Raw genomic sequence first — 14,208 nt, 5'->3', positions numbered from 1 at the left:
GGACTGTATGACTAAACTGGTCGGCGACGAGGCTGTCAAGAGCTTTATGTTCCGGCATGAGTCAGAAATCCTCGAGCAGGTTGAACTGGCGGCGAACACCGTCAGCACGGAAGAGGCAGTCCAACAGCAGTAGGAGCTGACGGGCAAAACCCGCTGAAGGACCAAAATCACATGCATCAAGCATGGTCGATACCCCTATGAAGGGGGAGTAAAATTTCCCTAATAAAAACAATCTCCGGGAGCAGCGATGCATTGGTACCTTGTTCACACCAAACCAAGACAGGAAAAAAGTGCGCAAGAAAACCTTGTGCGGCAGGGGTATGAGTGTTACGTCCCGACCCTCCCTAAAGAAAAGTTGCTGCAAAGTGGTGTGGCCATCGCCGACGAACCCTTGTTTCCGCGCTATCTGTTTATCCGCCTGGGTCAAGGCCATACCGATCAAAGCTGGACCCCGATTCGTTCCACCAAGGGCGTTAGTCGGTTGGTGCGGTTTGGGGTGAATCCCGCCAAGGTGCACGATGGCCTGATCGATTGCTTGCGGGCAACAGAGGCCGCTGTGCAAGCGAATCCCGAGCCGTTTTTCACCTCGGGTGAACAGGTCAGGTTGACCGACGGGGCCTTTGCCGGCATCGAAGGGGTCTACCAAATGGCCGATGGTGACCGTCGGGTCATGGTGCTGATTGAGCTGATGGGCAAGCCGGTGGTCATGAAAGTGGATGCAGCCAGCTTGCAGAAAGTCGTGTAATCTAATTTTGGGCGACAAATAAACAGCATCACCAAGCAAATTCATCGAAAACTCTTCTTAAGGTTACGTGGATGTGAGATACTTGATAAGTTTGATGAACGAGCGTATGGCGCTACAGCCATACCGCTGTCTTGCTAGGATCCTTTGATCCACTTTACCCCTGACTGCAGTGCTGCTGCTGAAGCAGCACTGCAGTAGCGTGTCTAAACCTACTCGGTGTCGACTTGAGCCTCATATTCCCCGTGCAACGACTCGCTGGTTTCCAAGAGGAAATCCAGTTCGAACTCCTGTGCCGTCTGCATCAAAACCCTGATCTCAGCCAGCGTATTTTTGTCAAGGAGCTTAGCATCGGCTTTGGCGGAAAAGAGCTGGATCAAGGTGCAGAACTTCAGTCATGGCCAACACAAATTGCGCCATGCCTATTTACTGACACCGGGAGGCATTGCAGAAAAGTCAAAATTCACCGCTGAATTTTTAAAAAGAAAAACAGTTGAATGCGAGGCGCTTCAGTGAGAAATAGAGCAGTTGAAAGCCGATATCGACAATGACTGAATCTCAAAAACCTTATGAGGCAACGCCTGTCATCCTATGTGGTGGTTCAGGCACAAGGCTTTGGCCCTTATTAAGAACGGGCTTCCCTAAGCAGTTCTTGTACTTAACAGGGAACGAGAGCCTGTTTCAACAGGCCGCTCAACGCTTGGCCGGTTTGGGCAACACCGACATTCAAGTGACCGCACCGCTCATCGTCACGGGGGAGGATCATCGGTTTCTGGCCTCTGAGCAGTTGCGAGAGATCGGTATCGAGCTGGGCAGTGCTTTGTTGGAGCCGGTGAGGCGGAACACCGCACCGGCCCTCACGCTTGCTGCCTTGGCTTCAGTCGAAGGTGGCAAAGATCCTGTCCTGGTAGTGACTCCCGCCGATCAAGCGGTGACGGATCAAGCCGCATTCACCGAAGCCACGCAGAAAGCCATTCAAGAAGCAGCCCGTGGCAGCATCGTCATTCTGGGTGTGACCCCCGACAGGCCCGAAACAGGCTACGGCTACATTCAGTGCAATCGGGGCGGTTCTGCGGGAAAAGTGCTCACGGTTCAACGGTTTGTTGAAAAATCCGATGTGGCAACCGCACAAGCCTATTTGGCAGAGGGTGGGTATTTCTGGAACGCGGGGATGTTTGTGCTCAGGGCATCTGTTTGGCTTAATGCTCTTGCCGAGTTCCGCCCAGATATCCTGGGGGCCACGAAGGCGGCTTGGTCAAAACGCAGTGCCGAGGCGCAATTTGTGCGCCCTGGCAAATCCGAGTTTGTCGCCATTCCATCAGAGTCGGTTGACTATGCAGCCATAGAGCAATGCCCTGGCAGCAAATTTCGGATCAAGATGGTGCCGCTCAATGCGGGTTGGAGCGATCTTGGGGCTTGGGATGCAGTTTGGAATGTGCTGTCCAAAGACTACCAAGGCAACGCCCACTGGGGCGACGTGCTTGCCACCGACAGCCAAAACACCCTGGCAGACGCCACCAGTCGCCTTGTCAGCCTGGTGGGGGTGAGAGACCTTATCGTGGTGGAAACACCAGACGCCGTGCTGGTGGCCGACAAAAACTGCAGCCAAGACGTCAAGCATATCGTCGCTCAGCTGCAAACTACCAACCGAGAGGAACGCACACTGCACCGCAAGGTGCACCGTCCATGGGGGCGGTACGACTGCATCGACGAAGGTGGCCGCTTTAAAGTCAAGCGAATTCAAGTCCAACCCAAAGCCAGCCTTGGTTTACAAAAGCACCATCACCGAGCCGAGCACTGGATCGTAGTGATGGGCACTGCCGAGATTACCAATGGGGGCAAAGTGCTGACTTTGACTGAAAACCAGTCCACCTACATCCCCCCCGGGCGAGGGGCATCGCCTGGCCAACCCCGGCACCATTCCACTCGAAATCATCGAGGTGCAGTCCGGTAGCTACTTGGGCGAAGACGACATCGTCCGCTTTGAAGACAACTACGGACGCAGCGAGAAATGAGCAACGCACCCAAAATTTACGTCGCTGGCCACCGTGGAATGGTGGGCTCTGCCGTCGTGCGCACTCTGCAAGCGCAGGGGCATTCCCACATCGTCACCCGCACGCATGCCGAGCTGGACTTGACCGACCAAGCCGCAGTGCGTGAATTCTTCGCCACAGAAAAGCCCGCCCAAGTCTATCTGGCCGCAGCCAAGGTGGGGGGCATCCATGCCAACAACACCTACCCGGCCGAATTCATCTACCAAAACCTGATGATGGAAGCCAACATCATCGACGCCGCCTTTCGCAATGGTGTGAAAAAACTTCTGTTTTTGGGCTCCAGTTGTATCTACCCCAAGCTGGCCCCCCAGCCCATGCGTGAAGACGCCTTGCTCACCGGCCCGCTTGAAGCTACCAATGAGCCCTACGCGATAGCCAAGATTGCCGGCATTAAACTCTGCGAAAGCTATAATCGCCAATACGGCAAAAGTCATGACGTGGACTACCGAAGCGTCATGCCCACCAACCTGTATGGCCCGGGCGACAACTACCACCCCGAAAACTCGCACGTCATCCCCGCGTTGATTCGTCGCTTTTATGAAGCCAAGGTCAATAACGCGCCCAGCGTGGCTATTTGGGGCACCGGCACACCCAAGCGCGAATTCCTATATGTGGACGACATGGCTGCCGCCAGCGTGCATGTCATGAACCTGCCCAAGGCCACCTACGACCAACACACGCAAGCCATACTCAGCCATATCAACGTAGGCTGTGGTTACGACCTCACCATCCGAGATGTGGCCGAGGCCATCGGCAAGACTGTCGGCTACCAAGGTGCAGTCACATTCGACACCAGCAAGCCAGATGGTACTCTTCGCAAGCTGATGGACAGCTCCCGCATTAATGCTCTTGGTTGGGTAGCACAAGTGTCACTCAAGAATGGGCTTGAGCTGGCCTATGAAGATTTTCTAAAGAACCATGCCCAACGGCCTTGAAGGAAGAAAAATGACATCGCAACCTAAAGTTGCCCTTATCACCGGCATCACCGGCCAAGACGGCTCATACCTCGCCGAATTTTTATTGGAAAAAGGCTACATGGTCCACGGAATCAAACGCCGCGGCAGCCTGCTCAATACCCAGCGCATTGACCACATCTACCAAGACCCCCACATCGACAATGCCTGTTTCAAGCTGCACTACGGTGACCTGAGCGACACCAGCAACCTGGTGCGCATCATCCAAGAAACGCAGCCCGACGAAATCTACAACCTGGGCGCCATGAGTCATGTGGCGGTGAGCTTTGAAAGCCCGGAATACACAGCCGATGTGGACGCCGTAGGCACCCTGCGCATTCTGGAAGCTATCCGCATCCTGGGGCTGGAAAAGAAAACCCGTTTTTATCAAGCCAGCACCAGCGAACTCTATGGCTTGGTGCAAGAGATACCTCAAAAGGAAACAACCCCTTTCTACCCTCGCAGTCCCTACGCAGTGGCCAAGCTGTACGCTTACTGGATCGTGGTCAACTACCGCGAGGCCTATGGCATGTATGCCTGCAACGGCATCCTCTTCAACCACGAAAGCCCGCGCCGAGGCGAGACTTTCGTCACCCGCAAAATCACTCGTGGTTTGGCCAACATTGCGCAAGGGCTGGAAAGTTGCCTTTACATGGGCAATATGGACGCCTTGCGCGATTGGGGGCACGCCAAGGACTACGTGCGCATGCAGTGGATGATGCTGCAACAAGATCAACCAGAAGACTTCGTTATTGCCACGGGCGTGCAATTCAGTGTGCGGCAGTTCATCATGTGGAGCGCGGCCGAACTGGGCATCACTCTGCGCTTTGAGGGTCAAGGGGTGAACGAAATAGCTGTTGTTGAAAAAATCGAAGGCTCCAAAGCTCCCGCACTCAAAGTGGGAGATGTCGTCGTCAAGATTGACTCGCGTTATTTCCGTCCAACTGAAGTAGAGACGCTGCTGGGCGACCCAACAAAGGCCAAGCAAAAGCTTGGCTGGATACCCGAAATTTCCGTGCAGTCGATGTGTTCGGAGATGGTTGCAAACGATCTGGAACAGGCCAAAAAACATGCTTTGCTAAAGAAGCATGGCTACGACATGGCAGTTAGTATCGAATAACTGAATTTATTGAGATATCAATATGCTTAAAAACTCTACGATACTAATAACGGGCGGTACAGGTTCTTTTGGTAACACCTTTGTTCCGCTGACCTTAGCTCAGTACAACCCCAAAAAAATTATCATTTTTTCTCGTGATGAGATGAAGCAATGGGACATGGCTAAGAAGTTTGATGGCGACAAAAGGGTGCGCTTCTTTATTGGCGATGTACGAGACAAAGATCGGTTGTATCGTGCGCTAGATGGCGTGGACTACGTGGTGCACGCAGCTGCCACCAAAATTGTTCCCACTGCCGAGTACAACCCTTTTGAGTGCATCAAAACTAACGTCAACGGTGCAATGAACCTCATAGACGCCTGTATCGATAAAGGCGTCAAAGGCGTGGTCGCCCTTTCCACCGACAAGGCCAGCAGCCCTATAAACCTGTATGGCGCTACCAAGCTCACGTCTGACAAATTGTTTGTGGCCGGCAATGCCTATTCAGGCGAGCATGGCACCAAATTTTCGGTGGTGCGCTATGGCAATGTCATGGGCTCGCGCGGCTCGGTCATTCCGTTCTTCTTGTCCATTCGCGACAAGGGTGTACTGCCTATTACCGACGAGCGCATGACGCGTTTCATGATCTCTTTGGAGCAAGGTGTCGAACTGGTCTGGCACGCTTTTGAGGACATGGTGGGCGGCGAGATTTATGTCAAAAAAATCCCGTCCATGAAAGTGACTGACCTCGCACGCTTGGTCGCCCCAGAGTGCAAACAAGAAGTGGTGGGCATCCGCCCCGGCGAAAAGCTGCACGAGCAGATGATTGGGGCCGAAGACGCTTATTACACCTTTGAGTACCCTGAACACTTCAAAATCCTTCCCACTATCAATGGCTGGGGCAGCAGCCCCGAGCGCATCAAAGACGGCAAAAAAGTGCCCGAAGGCTTTGTGTACGCCAGCGACAACAACGCCGAATGGATGACAGACGCAGACCTGCAAGCCTGGATTGACGCCAACCGCGAAAAAATCGGGAGCATTTGATGATTCCCTACGGCCGCCAGGATATTAGCCAAGCCGACATTGATGCGGTTGTGGCAGTGCTGCAGTCAGACTTTTTGACGCAAGGTCCCCAAGTGCCCCTGTTTGAACAAACTGTGGCCGGGCACGTGGGCGCCAAGCACGCACTGGCCGTCAACAGCGCCACCTCGGCCTTGCACATAGCCTGCCTAGCGCTTGGCCTTGGCCCCGGTGACTGGCTCTGGACCACCCCCGTCACATTTGTGGCCTCGGCCAACTGCGGCCTGTATTGCGGCGCACAGGTGGACTTTGTGGACATAGACCCCCGCACCTACAACCTGTGCCCCAAAGCTTTGGAAGCCAAGCTGGTTGCCGCAGAACAAGCGGGCAAGCTGCCCAAAGTGGTGGTGGCGGTGCATTTGTGTGGTCAGCCATGCGACATGGCGGCCATCCACGCGCTGGGGCAAAAGTACGGTTTCAAAATCATTGAAGATGCCTCACACGCCATTGGGGGTAAATACAAAGGCGAGTTCATTGGCAATAGCCAGTACAGCGACATTACGGTGTTCAGCTTTCACCCCGTGAAGATCATCACCACCGCTGAAGGCGGTATGGCCCTGACGAACAATGACGAGTTGGCGGCCCAAATGGCCTTGCTGCGCAGTCACGGCATTACCCGTGACACCGCGCAAATGACCCACGCGCCAGACGGCCCTTGGTATTACCAGCAAATTGGCCTGGGCTACAACTACCGCATGACCGAGCTGCAGGCAGCCTTGGGCGTGAGCCAAATGCAGCGGTTGGATGCCTTCGTGGCCCGTCGCGACCAGCTGGCCCAGCGCTACGACCAATTGCTGGCAGCTTTGCCCGTGACCACACCTTGGCAGCACCCCGACAGTTATTCTGGTTTGCACCTGTACGTGGTACGCCTGCAGCTGGTCAAAATCAACAAAACCCACCGCCAGGTGTTTGAAGCGCTCCGCGAGCAGGGCATTGGCGTCAACCTGCACTACATTCCTGTGCACACCCAGCCGCACTACCAGCGTATGGGTTTTAATGTGGGCGATTACCCGCAGTCCGAGCAGTATTACTCCGAGGCCATCAGCCTGCCAATGTACCAAACGCTTAGCGATAGCCAGCAAGACCAGGTTGTAGCCGCGCTGCAAAAGGTGCTAGCCGCATGAGGCTGGCTATTATTCCCGCACGCGGTGGAAGCAAGCGCATACCGCGCAAAAACATTAAGCCTTTTAATGGTCAGCCCATAATAGCGTGGTCCATCGCTGCTGTGCAGCGAAGTGGTTGTTTTGACCGGATCATAGTCAGTACGGACGATGCCGAAATTGCCCAGGTCGCCCAAGCCTACGGTGCCGAAGCGCCCTTTGTGCGCCCGCCCGAATTGTCGGACGACCACACCGGCACCATTCCAGTCATTGCACACGCCATTGACTGGCAAAACGCCCATGGCCAAGTGGTCAACCAAGCTTGCTGCATTTACGCCACGGCCCCCTTTGTGCAGGCGCAAGACCTGCAGCGTGGGTTGAGCATACTGCAAACCAGCGGTGCGCAGTACGCGTTTTCTGTTACGAGCTACCCTTTTCCGATCCAGCGTGCCATTCGCATTACGCCAGAGCAGCGCGTGGCCATGTTCCAGCCAGAACACTTTGGCACTCGCTCGCAAGACCTGGAAGAAGCCTGGCACGACGCTGGCCAGTTTTATTGGGGCAAGGCCAGCGCTTGGCTGGCGGGTAGACGCCTGTTCAGTCAGGACGCTGCACCCGTGCCCCTGCCGCGCCACCAAGTGCAAGACATAGACACGCCTGAGGATTGGCAGCGTGCAGAGTGGCTGTTTAAAGCCATGCAATACGAACAGGGCCAAGCCTGATGCACATTGCCTTCCGCGCCGACGCATCGCTGCAAATTGGCACAGGCCATGTCATGCGCTGCCTGACGCTGGCCGACGCGCTGCGCGAACGCGGGGCGCACTGCACCTTTGTGTGCCGCCCGCACCAGGGGCACCTGTTAGCTTTGATTGCTCAGCGCGGCCATCTGGGTCTGGGCTTGCCCGAACTGCAAGAGGGGGCTAAGCCTAACCGTAACGGCACAGCGCACGCCCATTGGCTGGGCGCGGACTGGACCACGGACGCGCAAAACACCCAACAAGCGCTAAGCGCACACCAGGGAGGCCAGCCTGTGGACTGGTTGGTGGTGGACCACTACGCGCTGGATGTCCGCTGGGAAGAAGCCTTGTGTCAGCAAGCCAAACGCATCATGGTCATTGACGACCTGGCCGACAGACCACACGCTTGCGACTTGCTGCTGGACCAAAACTGGTATGGTGATAAAAACGACTCACGCTACGACCACCTAATCCCGCCACCGACCAATAGGCTACTTGGGCCTAGATATGCATTATTGAATACCGCATACTCGCAACTGCGTGCCTTACTTCCCCAGCGTGACGGAATCGTTCGGCGGGTACTTGTTTTTATGGGTGGAAGCGATCCAACCAATCAAACGGCAACTGTTATCAAGGCAATGATGGTGCCTAACCTGCAAGAGCTCGCTTTAGATGTTGTCATAGGAGTTAACCACCCGGACCCGACATCAATCGCGGTGCTGGTTGGCGAACGGCCTCACACGGTTTTGCACCGAAATTTACCGAACTTGGCAGGCCTCATGGCAAGAGCCGACTTGATGGTTGGTGCTGGTGGCTCCACTACGTGGGAACGCATGAGTTTGGGGTTGCCCAGTCTCGTTATCGGAGTTGCCGACAATCAGTTGCCAACCAATCAAGCCCTCCATTCGGGGGGGTATGTCCACTTCCTGGGGCATATGAAAGAGGTCACCATAAGTCAAATCGTTGCTGCTGTTAGACAAGCCTTGGACTTCCCTGAACTCCTGAAACAGCAAAGCCAACTGATGCAACAACTAGTTCCCGCCACAGGAGTAGCCTTTGTTTGCAGCCTCATCCTTGCTAAAGGCTAACTATGCCACTTCGCCCCCTGACCGAATCCGATTTGCTGACCATGCTTGAATGGCGAAATGCACCTGCTGTGCGAGAAAACATGTATACAAAGCATGAAATTTCCGAGGCGGAACACCGCAATTGGTTCGCTCGCCAGCGAAATGATGTGCATTCGCGCTGGTATATCTATGAAGATGAAAAGGGTAGGCCTCAAGGCGTTGTGTATTTCACACAATATCAACCTGAACTGCGGAATTCCTTTTGGGGATTTTATGCCGGGCAAAACGGAAAGCCTGGTCTTGGGGCGCGTATGGAATTGGATGCCCTCGATCATGCATTCACTAGCCTTGGATTGCACAAACTAAATTGCGAAGTAATTGCTACTAACAACAAAGTCGTTAGCCTTCATAAAAAATTTGGTTTTAAGGAGGAAGGAGTTTTTAGGGATGTTCACTTTAATGGCAAAGAGTTTGTTGATGTCATTCGCCTCGGCATTCTTTCATCAGAATGGTTAAATAAGCGCACTGAAATCATTGGTCGAATCGCGCGCCTAGACCAAATAAAAAATTCCAAGAATGATTGACTTTCAGTTGCGGATGGTTGAAAAAATTAATACTAATAATTTTCAATCGAATGTCGTTTTTGCCAGTTGCAAGCCGTGGCATAAACCGTTATTTGATAGTCTGAAAAAGAAAATAAATTTGAATTGGATGTATGCATCTACACCAAATGATTTGAATGGTGCTATCGACACCATGGATCCGAAATATATATTCTTCCTTCATTGGAATTGGTTGGTTCCGGAAAGAATTTGGAAAAAGCATGAGTGCGTTTGCTTCCATATGACAGACGTGCCTTATGGGCGTGGTGGCAGTCCGTTGCAAAACTTAATTCTAGCTGGGCACAAGGAATCCAAGCTGACAGCATTAAGAATGGTCAGCGAGATGGATGCTGGACCTGTTTACACAAAAAGATCTCTGCGGCTTGATGGCACGGCTCAAGAGATTTACGTCAGAGCTGGGGTGTTGAGTGCCGAGATTATCGAATGGATGATCGAGCAACAGCCAGTACCTGTTGAGCAAATGGGCGAAGTGGTCATGTTCAAACGCAGGAAGCCGGAGCAAAGTGTGTTGCCTGAATCTGGCACGCTGTCAAGCGCCTATGACTTCATTCGAATGCTGGATGCCGATGGGTATCCACACGCATTTTTAGAGCATGGAGACTACATGCTTAACTTCAGCAGGGCGAGGTTTGAAAATGGGCGCCTTGTCGCTGAAGTAGAAATAAAAATCAGAAATTTTACATGAGTGAGTCCCAAGATGAATATTTCCATTAACGGGCGAAAAATTGGCCCAGATCATCCTCCTTACATAATCGCAGAGTTATCTGCCAACCATAACGGCAATATCGAACGTGCTTTTGAAACCATCAAGGCTGCACGCGATAGTGGTGCCGACGCAATTAAAATTCAGACATACACAGCAGATACGATGACGATTGACTGCGACACGGAAGAATTCATGATCCGTGGTGGGCTTTGGGATGGCTACAAACTCTACGATTTGTACAAGTGGGCCGAAACACCCTTTGAGTGGCACAAGGCTATTTTTGATTACGCTGCGAGTATTGGCATCACCCTGTTCTCAACACCGTTTGATGAGTCAGCGGTGGATTTGCTGGAGTCGCTCGATACGCCTGCGTACAAAATTGCATCTTTTGAAGCGACGGACTTGCCGCTGATCCGGTACGTGGCGAGCAAGAATAAGCCCATGATCATGTCAACCGGTATGTGCTCGGAGCAAGAAATTGAAGAAGCGGTTATTGCCGCCCGCGAGGGCGGCTGTAAAGAGCTTGTGCTGCTACATTGCATCAGTAGTTACCCCGCGCCAATTGATCAGGCGAATTTGAAACAAATGTCAAATTTGGCTGAGCGTTTCGAAAGCATGCCCGGGTTGTCAGACCACACGCTTGGGACAGTGGCATCTGTAGCGGCTGTGGCACTTGGCGCATGCTTGATTGAAAAACACTTTACGCTGAGCCGTCAGGACAAGGGGCCGGACAGCGAGTTTTCTATTGAGCCAGCAGAACTAAAGCGTCTTTGCCAGGATACTCACGATGCGTGGGTAGCCTTGGGCAATGCTGGCTTTGAACGCCAAAACGCAGAAGAGTCGAGCAAACGGTATCGACGCTCACTCTATTTTGTGAAAGACATGAAAGCCGGCCAAGTTATTTCTGAGTCGGATATCCGAAGAATTCGACCAGGGTATGGTCTCGCACCCAAGCATTTAGACGAGGTGATTGGCCGGACGGTTAAGGGAGACCTACCACGTGGCACTGCTTTGCAGTGGGGGCATTTGCATGACTAACTGTGTGTTGGTAGTGGCCGCCCATACCGACGACGAGGCCTTGGGTTGCGGTGGAACAATTGCCAGGCATGTAGGTGAGGGTGATACTGTTTATGCCGTTTTCATGGCCGATGGTGTAACTTCACGCGTGGGGGCTGATCAAGAAGATCTACTTGGTCGCAATGCGGCTGCGGAAAACGCCAGAGCAATTCTCGGTATCGAAGAGAACTTTTACCTGGGTCTGCCTGACAACCGGATGGACAGCATTCCGTTGATTGATGTGGTGCAAAAGCTTGAGCCGATCATTGACAGGATCAAACCTAACATTGTTTACACGCATCACCATGGCGACCTGAACGTAGACCACCGCATTACGCACCAAGCTGTCATGATAGCGTGTCGACCGGTGCCAGGCTGTAGTGTCCGTATGATCTATGCGTTTGAGGTGATGTCTAGTACAGAATGGTCAGCCCCAATTGCGGAGCCATTCATTCCAAACCACTATGTGGATATAAGCAACCAACTGAACACAAAGTTGTATGCCCTAAAGGCATACCAGTTGGAGATGCGCGAATCGCCTCACACACGCAGCATCGAGCACATCGAATGCCTTGCACATCATCGGGGCTATTCCATGGGTATGCTGGCTGCCGAGTCATTTGTTACTTTAAGAACCACTCGATAAAACACTTAAATCTGTTTTTTGTGAATTTCTTATGTATCAACGCTCACTGTCTAAAAACGCTCTGATACACCTGCTCGGTGGAGTAGTGGCTGCAGGCGGCCAAATTATATTAGCACCTATATATTTGAGGCTACTCAATTCTAACGAATATGGATTATGGTCTCAGTTTCTACTATTTTGGCAGTTTGTGCAACCAGTCTTTTCTTGGGGCTTGTTAAGCTCGATTGCTCGGATGCTAGTTGATGCCAACGATAAGCAACGCCAGAAGATAATTTCGGCTGGCATGCGTTTGTCGACTTGTCTTAACATTGTTGTACTAATAAGTATAGCTACTGTTTTTTCAGTATTGCGCGAATCGATTGCGGAATATGAGATAAGGGAAATTTTTCTATTTTCTGCGATAATCGCAGCATTAAACGCTTACCCATTGATTCTGATGGGTGTACACTTGGCCAGCAATAACGCACTTAAGTATCGCAGTGTTGCATTAACTGGTTTTATTCTGCAGGTAGTCATGCTTGGCATCACGGCATTGCTCGTCCAATTAGAGATAAAAGGTGCAGTGATAGCCCAGGTGATCGCATCAGGATTCTATGCGGCCTTTGCTGTTTGGCAGCTATCATTAATGCAGGTCAATGCACGTCCGGATAGGTTTGATTATATGGCTCTTCTGTCCTTTGGAATGCCAATAGTTCTATATACCCTGATTGGGCAAGCCAGCGATTTTGTGACACGAAGTTTTGTTGCAACACAGGTCAATAAAGCAGACTTTGGTACCTTTAGTGCCGGATTTTTGTTCGCTTCAATTATCGCCATGATCTCGTCGGCCATTAATTTGGCATGGATACCACATTATTACCGCAAAGCATCGGCTTGGAATGCATCAGGGCTATACAGTCGCTTTGTTGAAGCGTTTGTCGCTAGCACTGCCTTATTTGCAGCGTCAATTGTTATATTCTCAGATGAATTGCTAACAGCCTACTCAGGGGGTAGCGTGAAACTACCGGTCTCGACTGTAGCGGGGCTTGTGATCGCTTCTTGGCTTAATAGCGCGGTATGGATGAGTTTAACTAACCCATTATTCCAGCTGAAGCGTATGCGGACCGTGTTGGGTATTTCTGTAGCAGCCACCGCTCTATCTATGCCATTGACATGGTTGTTGATTATTCAGCTAGGTTTAACTGGAGCTTCGTGGGGCTTGGCTATTAACGCATTTATCTTGTGTTCATTGGCGGCGCTAGCTCTCCGAAACTTGGATTTACACAAGCCAACTTACTTGCGTCTTATATTGTTAATGTTGTTAATGTTGTTAATGCTATCCGGTCCTTGGCTAAATTGGTTGTATCTTCAGGATGCAGGAATAATGCGCGTTGGTGAAAAGTTACTGCTGATAATTGTTTTAATTATTTTTGCGGCTTCATTGTTTTTGAAAAAAAGTTTCCAAACAATTAAACTGCTTGAAGCTGAATTAAATCTATGAATATTTCTATGTTGCCTCACTACGGTATTAGTCGATTGGCTGGCTATCTACGAAAATTTTCTGCTGGCATTGAAAATGCAGCCGATCTCTTGGAGGTAATTCGTGGTCTGACGCCTGCGCAGCGGCGGCTGTTACAGCGAAATTCTGTATTTGCAGATAAGCACAAAGGGCAACCAGCATTCGTCATCGTAAACGGTCCCTCTTTGGCACAACAAGACATCATGCGTCTCAAAGATCATATTACATTTTGTGTGTCTGGTTTTTGGAAACATGAGGTGGTATCAATTTGGCAGCCAACCTACTACAGTCTTTTGGATGCAAATTTCTTTAATGACTCGGATGCAACGCGCGCTTTCTACACTAGTCTGAACGAGCGTATTCGCACCAGTACTTTCTTCTTGCCGTTGTACCGCGGCTTCGATGCGATACAACGACATAACTTTCTACCTATAGAGCGCTGCCAATTTGTGGCTTCAGTCGGCGCGGGTAAGTCGGGTGTGGATTTGACGAATATTGTACAAAGCTTTGCTGGGGTGAGTGCCTTTGCACTTGCCCAGGCAATTTACATGGGATGTAGTCCCATTTACTTACTGGGCTTTGATCATGACTATCTGGCAAATCGAGGAGTTGATAGACACTTTTACTCGGGAGGTACGCTGCCAGGTCACAAGATGACTAACGTGCCATTAGGTGATCGTGTCCCCTACGATGACGAGATGCGAGCCAATCTTCGATTATGGGAAAATTATCGTCTTCTAAAAAATGAGGCGGATAGAAAGGGTGTTCAAATATTCAACGCAACTGTCGGTGGCTATCTGGATGTCTTCGATCGTGTTGACTACCACGATCTTAAATTCTATTGAATTT

Annotated in this window: 15 protein-coding genes and 1 pseudogene; 15 read left to right on the top strand and 1 reads right to left on the bottom strand. The window is 51.5% G+C overall.

Annotated features, from left to right (window positions below):
* The first annotated feature begins 7 nt into the window (after positions 1–7).
* The gene (locus FDM28_RS18060) at positions 8–133 is read left to right on the top strand and encodes a hypothetical protein (RefSeq protein WP_276611846.1); all 126 of its coding nucleotides are present in this window, start codon (positions 8–10) and stop codon (positions 131–133) included.
* Between the two features lie 114 nt (positions 134–247).
* The gene (rfaH, locus tag FDM28_RS01600; protein ID WP_138512371.1) at positions 248–745 is read left to right on the top strand and encodes a transcription/translation regulatory transformer protein RfaH; all 498 of its coding nucleotides are present in this window, start codon (positions 248–250) and stop codon (positions 743–745) included.
* Between the two features lie 209 nt (positions 746–954).
* Here the strand turns inward: rfaH and FDM28_RS17570 are convergent, their stop codons facing one another.
* Positions 955–1,122, bottom strand: coding sequence for a hypothetical protein (locus tag FDM28_RS17570; protein WP_170211566.1), 168 nt, complete (start codon positions 1,120–1,122; stop codon positions 955–957).
* Between the two features lie 167 nt (positions 1,123–1,289).
* Between FDM28_RS17570 and FDM28_RS01590 the strand changes: the two are divergent.
* From FDM28_RS01590 to FDM28_RS01530, 13 genes and pseudogenes are all read left to right on the top strand, one after another.
* Positions 1,290–2,757, top strand: a pseudogene (locus tag FDM28_RS01590) (mannose-1-phosphate guanylyltransferase/mannose-6-phosphate isomerase).
* Positions 2,754–3,731: a GDP-L-fucose synthase gene (gene fcl / locus FDM28_RS01585; protein ID WP_138512369.1), complete on the top strand. Its 978-nt coding sequence runs from the start codon at positions 2,754–2,756 to the stop codon at positions 3,729–3,731. Before FDM28_RS01590 ends, fcl begins: the two are co-directional and overlap by 4 nt.
* On the top strand, positions 3,715–4,869 hold the full coding sequence (gene gmd, locus FDM28_RS01580; RefSeq protein WP_420852997.1) for a GDP-mannose 4,6-dehydratase: 1,155 nt from the start codon (positions 3,715–3,717) through the stop codon (positions 4,867–4,869). The genes fcl and gmd overlap by 17 nt, the downstream gene beginning before the upstream one ends.
* Before the next feature lie 22 nt (positions 4,870–4,891).
* Positions 4,892–5,890 carry a UDP-N-acetylglucosamine 4,6-dehydratase (inverting) gene (gene pseB, locus FDM28_RS01575; RefSeq protein WP_138512367.1) on the top strand — a complete coding sequence of 333 codons (999 nt, stop codon included), beginning with the start codon at positions 4,892–4,894 and terminating at the stop codon, positions 5,888–5,890.
* Positions 5,890–7,050: a UDP-4-amino-4,6-dideoxy-N-acetyl-beta-L-altrosamine transaminase gene (gene pseC, locus FDM28_RS01570; RefSeq protein ID WP_138512365.1), complete on the top strand. Its 1,161-nt coding sequence runs from the start codon at positions 5,890–5,892 to the stop codon at positions 7,048–7,050. Before pseB ends, pseC begins: the two co-directional genes overlap by 1 nt.
* Positions 7,047–7,748, top strand: a complete 702-nt coding sequence (pseF, locus tag FDM28_RS01565; protein ID WP_138512363.1) for a pseudaminic acid cytidylyltransferase — start codon at positions 7,047–7,049, stop codon at positions 7,746–7,748. Before pseC ends, pseF begins: the two co-directional genes overlap by 4 nt.
* Complete coding sequence (gene pseG / locus FDM28_RS01560) at positions 7,748–8,851, top strand: UDP-2,4-diacetamido-2,4,6-trideoxy-beta-L-altropyranose hydrolase (protein ID WP_138512361.1); 1,104 nt, start codon at positions 7,748–7,750, stop codon at positions 8,849–8,851. Before pseF ends, pseG begins: the two co-directional genes overlap by 1 nt.
* A gap of 2 nt (positions 8,852–8,853) precedes the next feature.
* Positions 8,854–9,414, top strand: a complete 561-nt coding sequence (pseH, locus tag FDM28_RS01555) for a UDP-4-amino-4,6-dideoxy-N-acetyl-beta-L-altrosamine N-acetyltransferase (RefSeq protein ID WP_138512359.1) — start codon at positions 8,854–8,856, stop codon at positions 9,412–9,414.
* On the top strand, positions 9,407–10,138 hold the full coding sequence (locus FDM28_RS01550) for a formyl transferase (RefSeq protein WP_206021895.1): 732 nt from the start codon (positions 9,407–9,409) through the stop codon (positions 10,136–10,138). Before pseH ends, FDM28_RS01550 begins: the two co-directional genes overlap by 8 nt.
* A 12-nt stretch (positions 10,139–10,150) precedes the next feature.
* On the top strand, positions 10,151–11,197 hold the full coding sequence (gene pseI / locus FDM28_RS01545) for a pseudaminic acid synthase (protein WP_138512357.1): 1,047 nt from the start codon (positions 10,151–10,153) through the stop codon (positions 11,195–11,197).
* A gap of 4 nt (positions 11,198–11,201) precedes the next feature.
* Positions 11,202–11,861 (top strand): PIG-L deacetylase family protein, encoded by a 660-nt coding sequence (locus tag FDM28_RS01540; RefSeq protein ID WP_206021894.1) that lies wholly within the window; start codon positions 11,202–11,204, stop codon positions 11,859–11,861.
* A gap of 31 nt (positions 11,862–11,892) precedes the next feature.
* Positions 11,893–13,341 (top strand): lipopolysaccharide biosynthesis protein, encoded by a 1,449-nt coding sequence (locus FDM28_RS01535; RefSeq protein WP_138512353.1) that lies wholly within the window; start codon positions 11,893–11,895, stop codon positions 13,339–13,341.
* Complete coding sequence (locus tag FDM28_RS01530; protein ID WP_138512351.1) at positions 13,338–14,204, top strand: motility associated factor glycosyltransferase family protein; 867 nt, start codon at positions 13,338–13,340, stop codon at positions 14,202–14,204. Before FDM28_RS01535 ends, FDM28_RS01530 begins: the two co-directional genes overlap by 4 nt.
* The last annotated feature ends 4 nt before the right edge of the window (positions 14,205–14,208 follow it).

It is taken from the genome of Rhodoferax bucti, assembly GCF_005876985.1.
GTDB classification, from domain to species: Bacteria; Pseudomonadota; Gammaproteobacteria; order Burkholderiales; family Burkholderiaceae_C; genus Allorhodoferax; species Allorhodoferax bucti.
Note: the sequence above shows the minus strand (reverse complement) of the source record. Positions and strands in the feature narration are given on the sequence as shown.

Coding starts and splice junctions, on each gene's coding strand:
- FDM28_RS18060 (WP_276611846.1), top strand. CDS start 8: ATGACTAAACTGGTCGGCGACGAGGCTGTCAAGAGCTTTATGTTCCGG.
- rfaH (WP_138512371.1), top strand. CDS start 248: ATGCATTGGTACCTTGTTCACACCAAACCAAGACAGGAAAAAAGTGCG.
- fcl (WP_138512369.1), top strand. CDS start 2,754: ATGAGCAACGCACCCAAAATTTACGTCGCTGGCCACCGTGGAATGGTG.
- gmd (WP_420852997.1), top strand. CDS start 3,715: ATGCCCAACGGCCTTGAAGGAAGAAAAATGACATCGCAACCTAAAGTT.
- pseB (WP_138512367.1), top strand. CDS start 4,892: ATGCTTAAAAACTCTACGATACTAATAACGGGCGGTACAGGTTCTTTT.
- pseC (WP_138512365.1), top strand. CDS start 5,890: ATGATTCCCTACGGCCGCCAGGATATTAGCCAAGCCGACATTGATGCG.
- pseF (WP_138512363.1), top strand. CDS start 7,047: ATGAGGCTGGCTATTATTCCCGCACGCGGTGGAAGCAAGCGCATACCG.
- pseG (WP_138512361.1), top strand. CDS start 7,748: ATGCACATTGCCTTCCGCGCCGACGCATCGCTGCAAATTGGCACAGGC.
- pseH (WP_138512359.1), top strand. CDS start 8,854: ATGCCACTTCGCCCCCTGACCGAATCCGATTTGCTGACCATGCTTGAA.
- FDM28_RS01550 (WP_206021895.1), top strand. CDS start 9,407: ATGATTGACTTTCAGTTGCGGATGGTTGAAAAAATTAATACTAATAAT.
- pseI (WP_138512357.1), top strand. CDS start 10,151: ATGAATATTTCCATTAACGGGCGAAAAATTGGCCCAGATCATCCTCCT.
- FDM28_RS01535 (WP_138512353.1), top strand. CDS start 11,893: ATGTATCAACGCTCACTGTCTAAAAACGCTCTGATACACCTGCTCGGT.
- FDM28_RS01530 (WP_138512351.1), top strand. CDS start 13,338: ATGAATATTTCTATGTTGCCTCACTACGGTATTAGTCGATTGGCTGGC.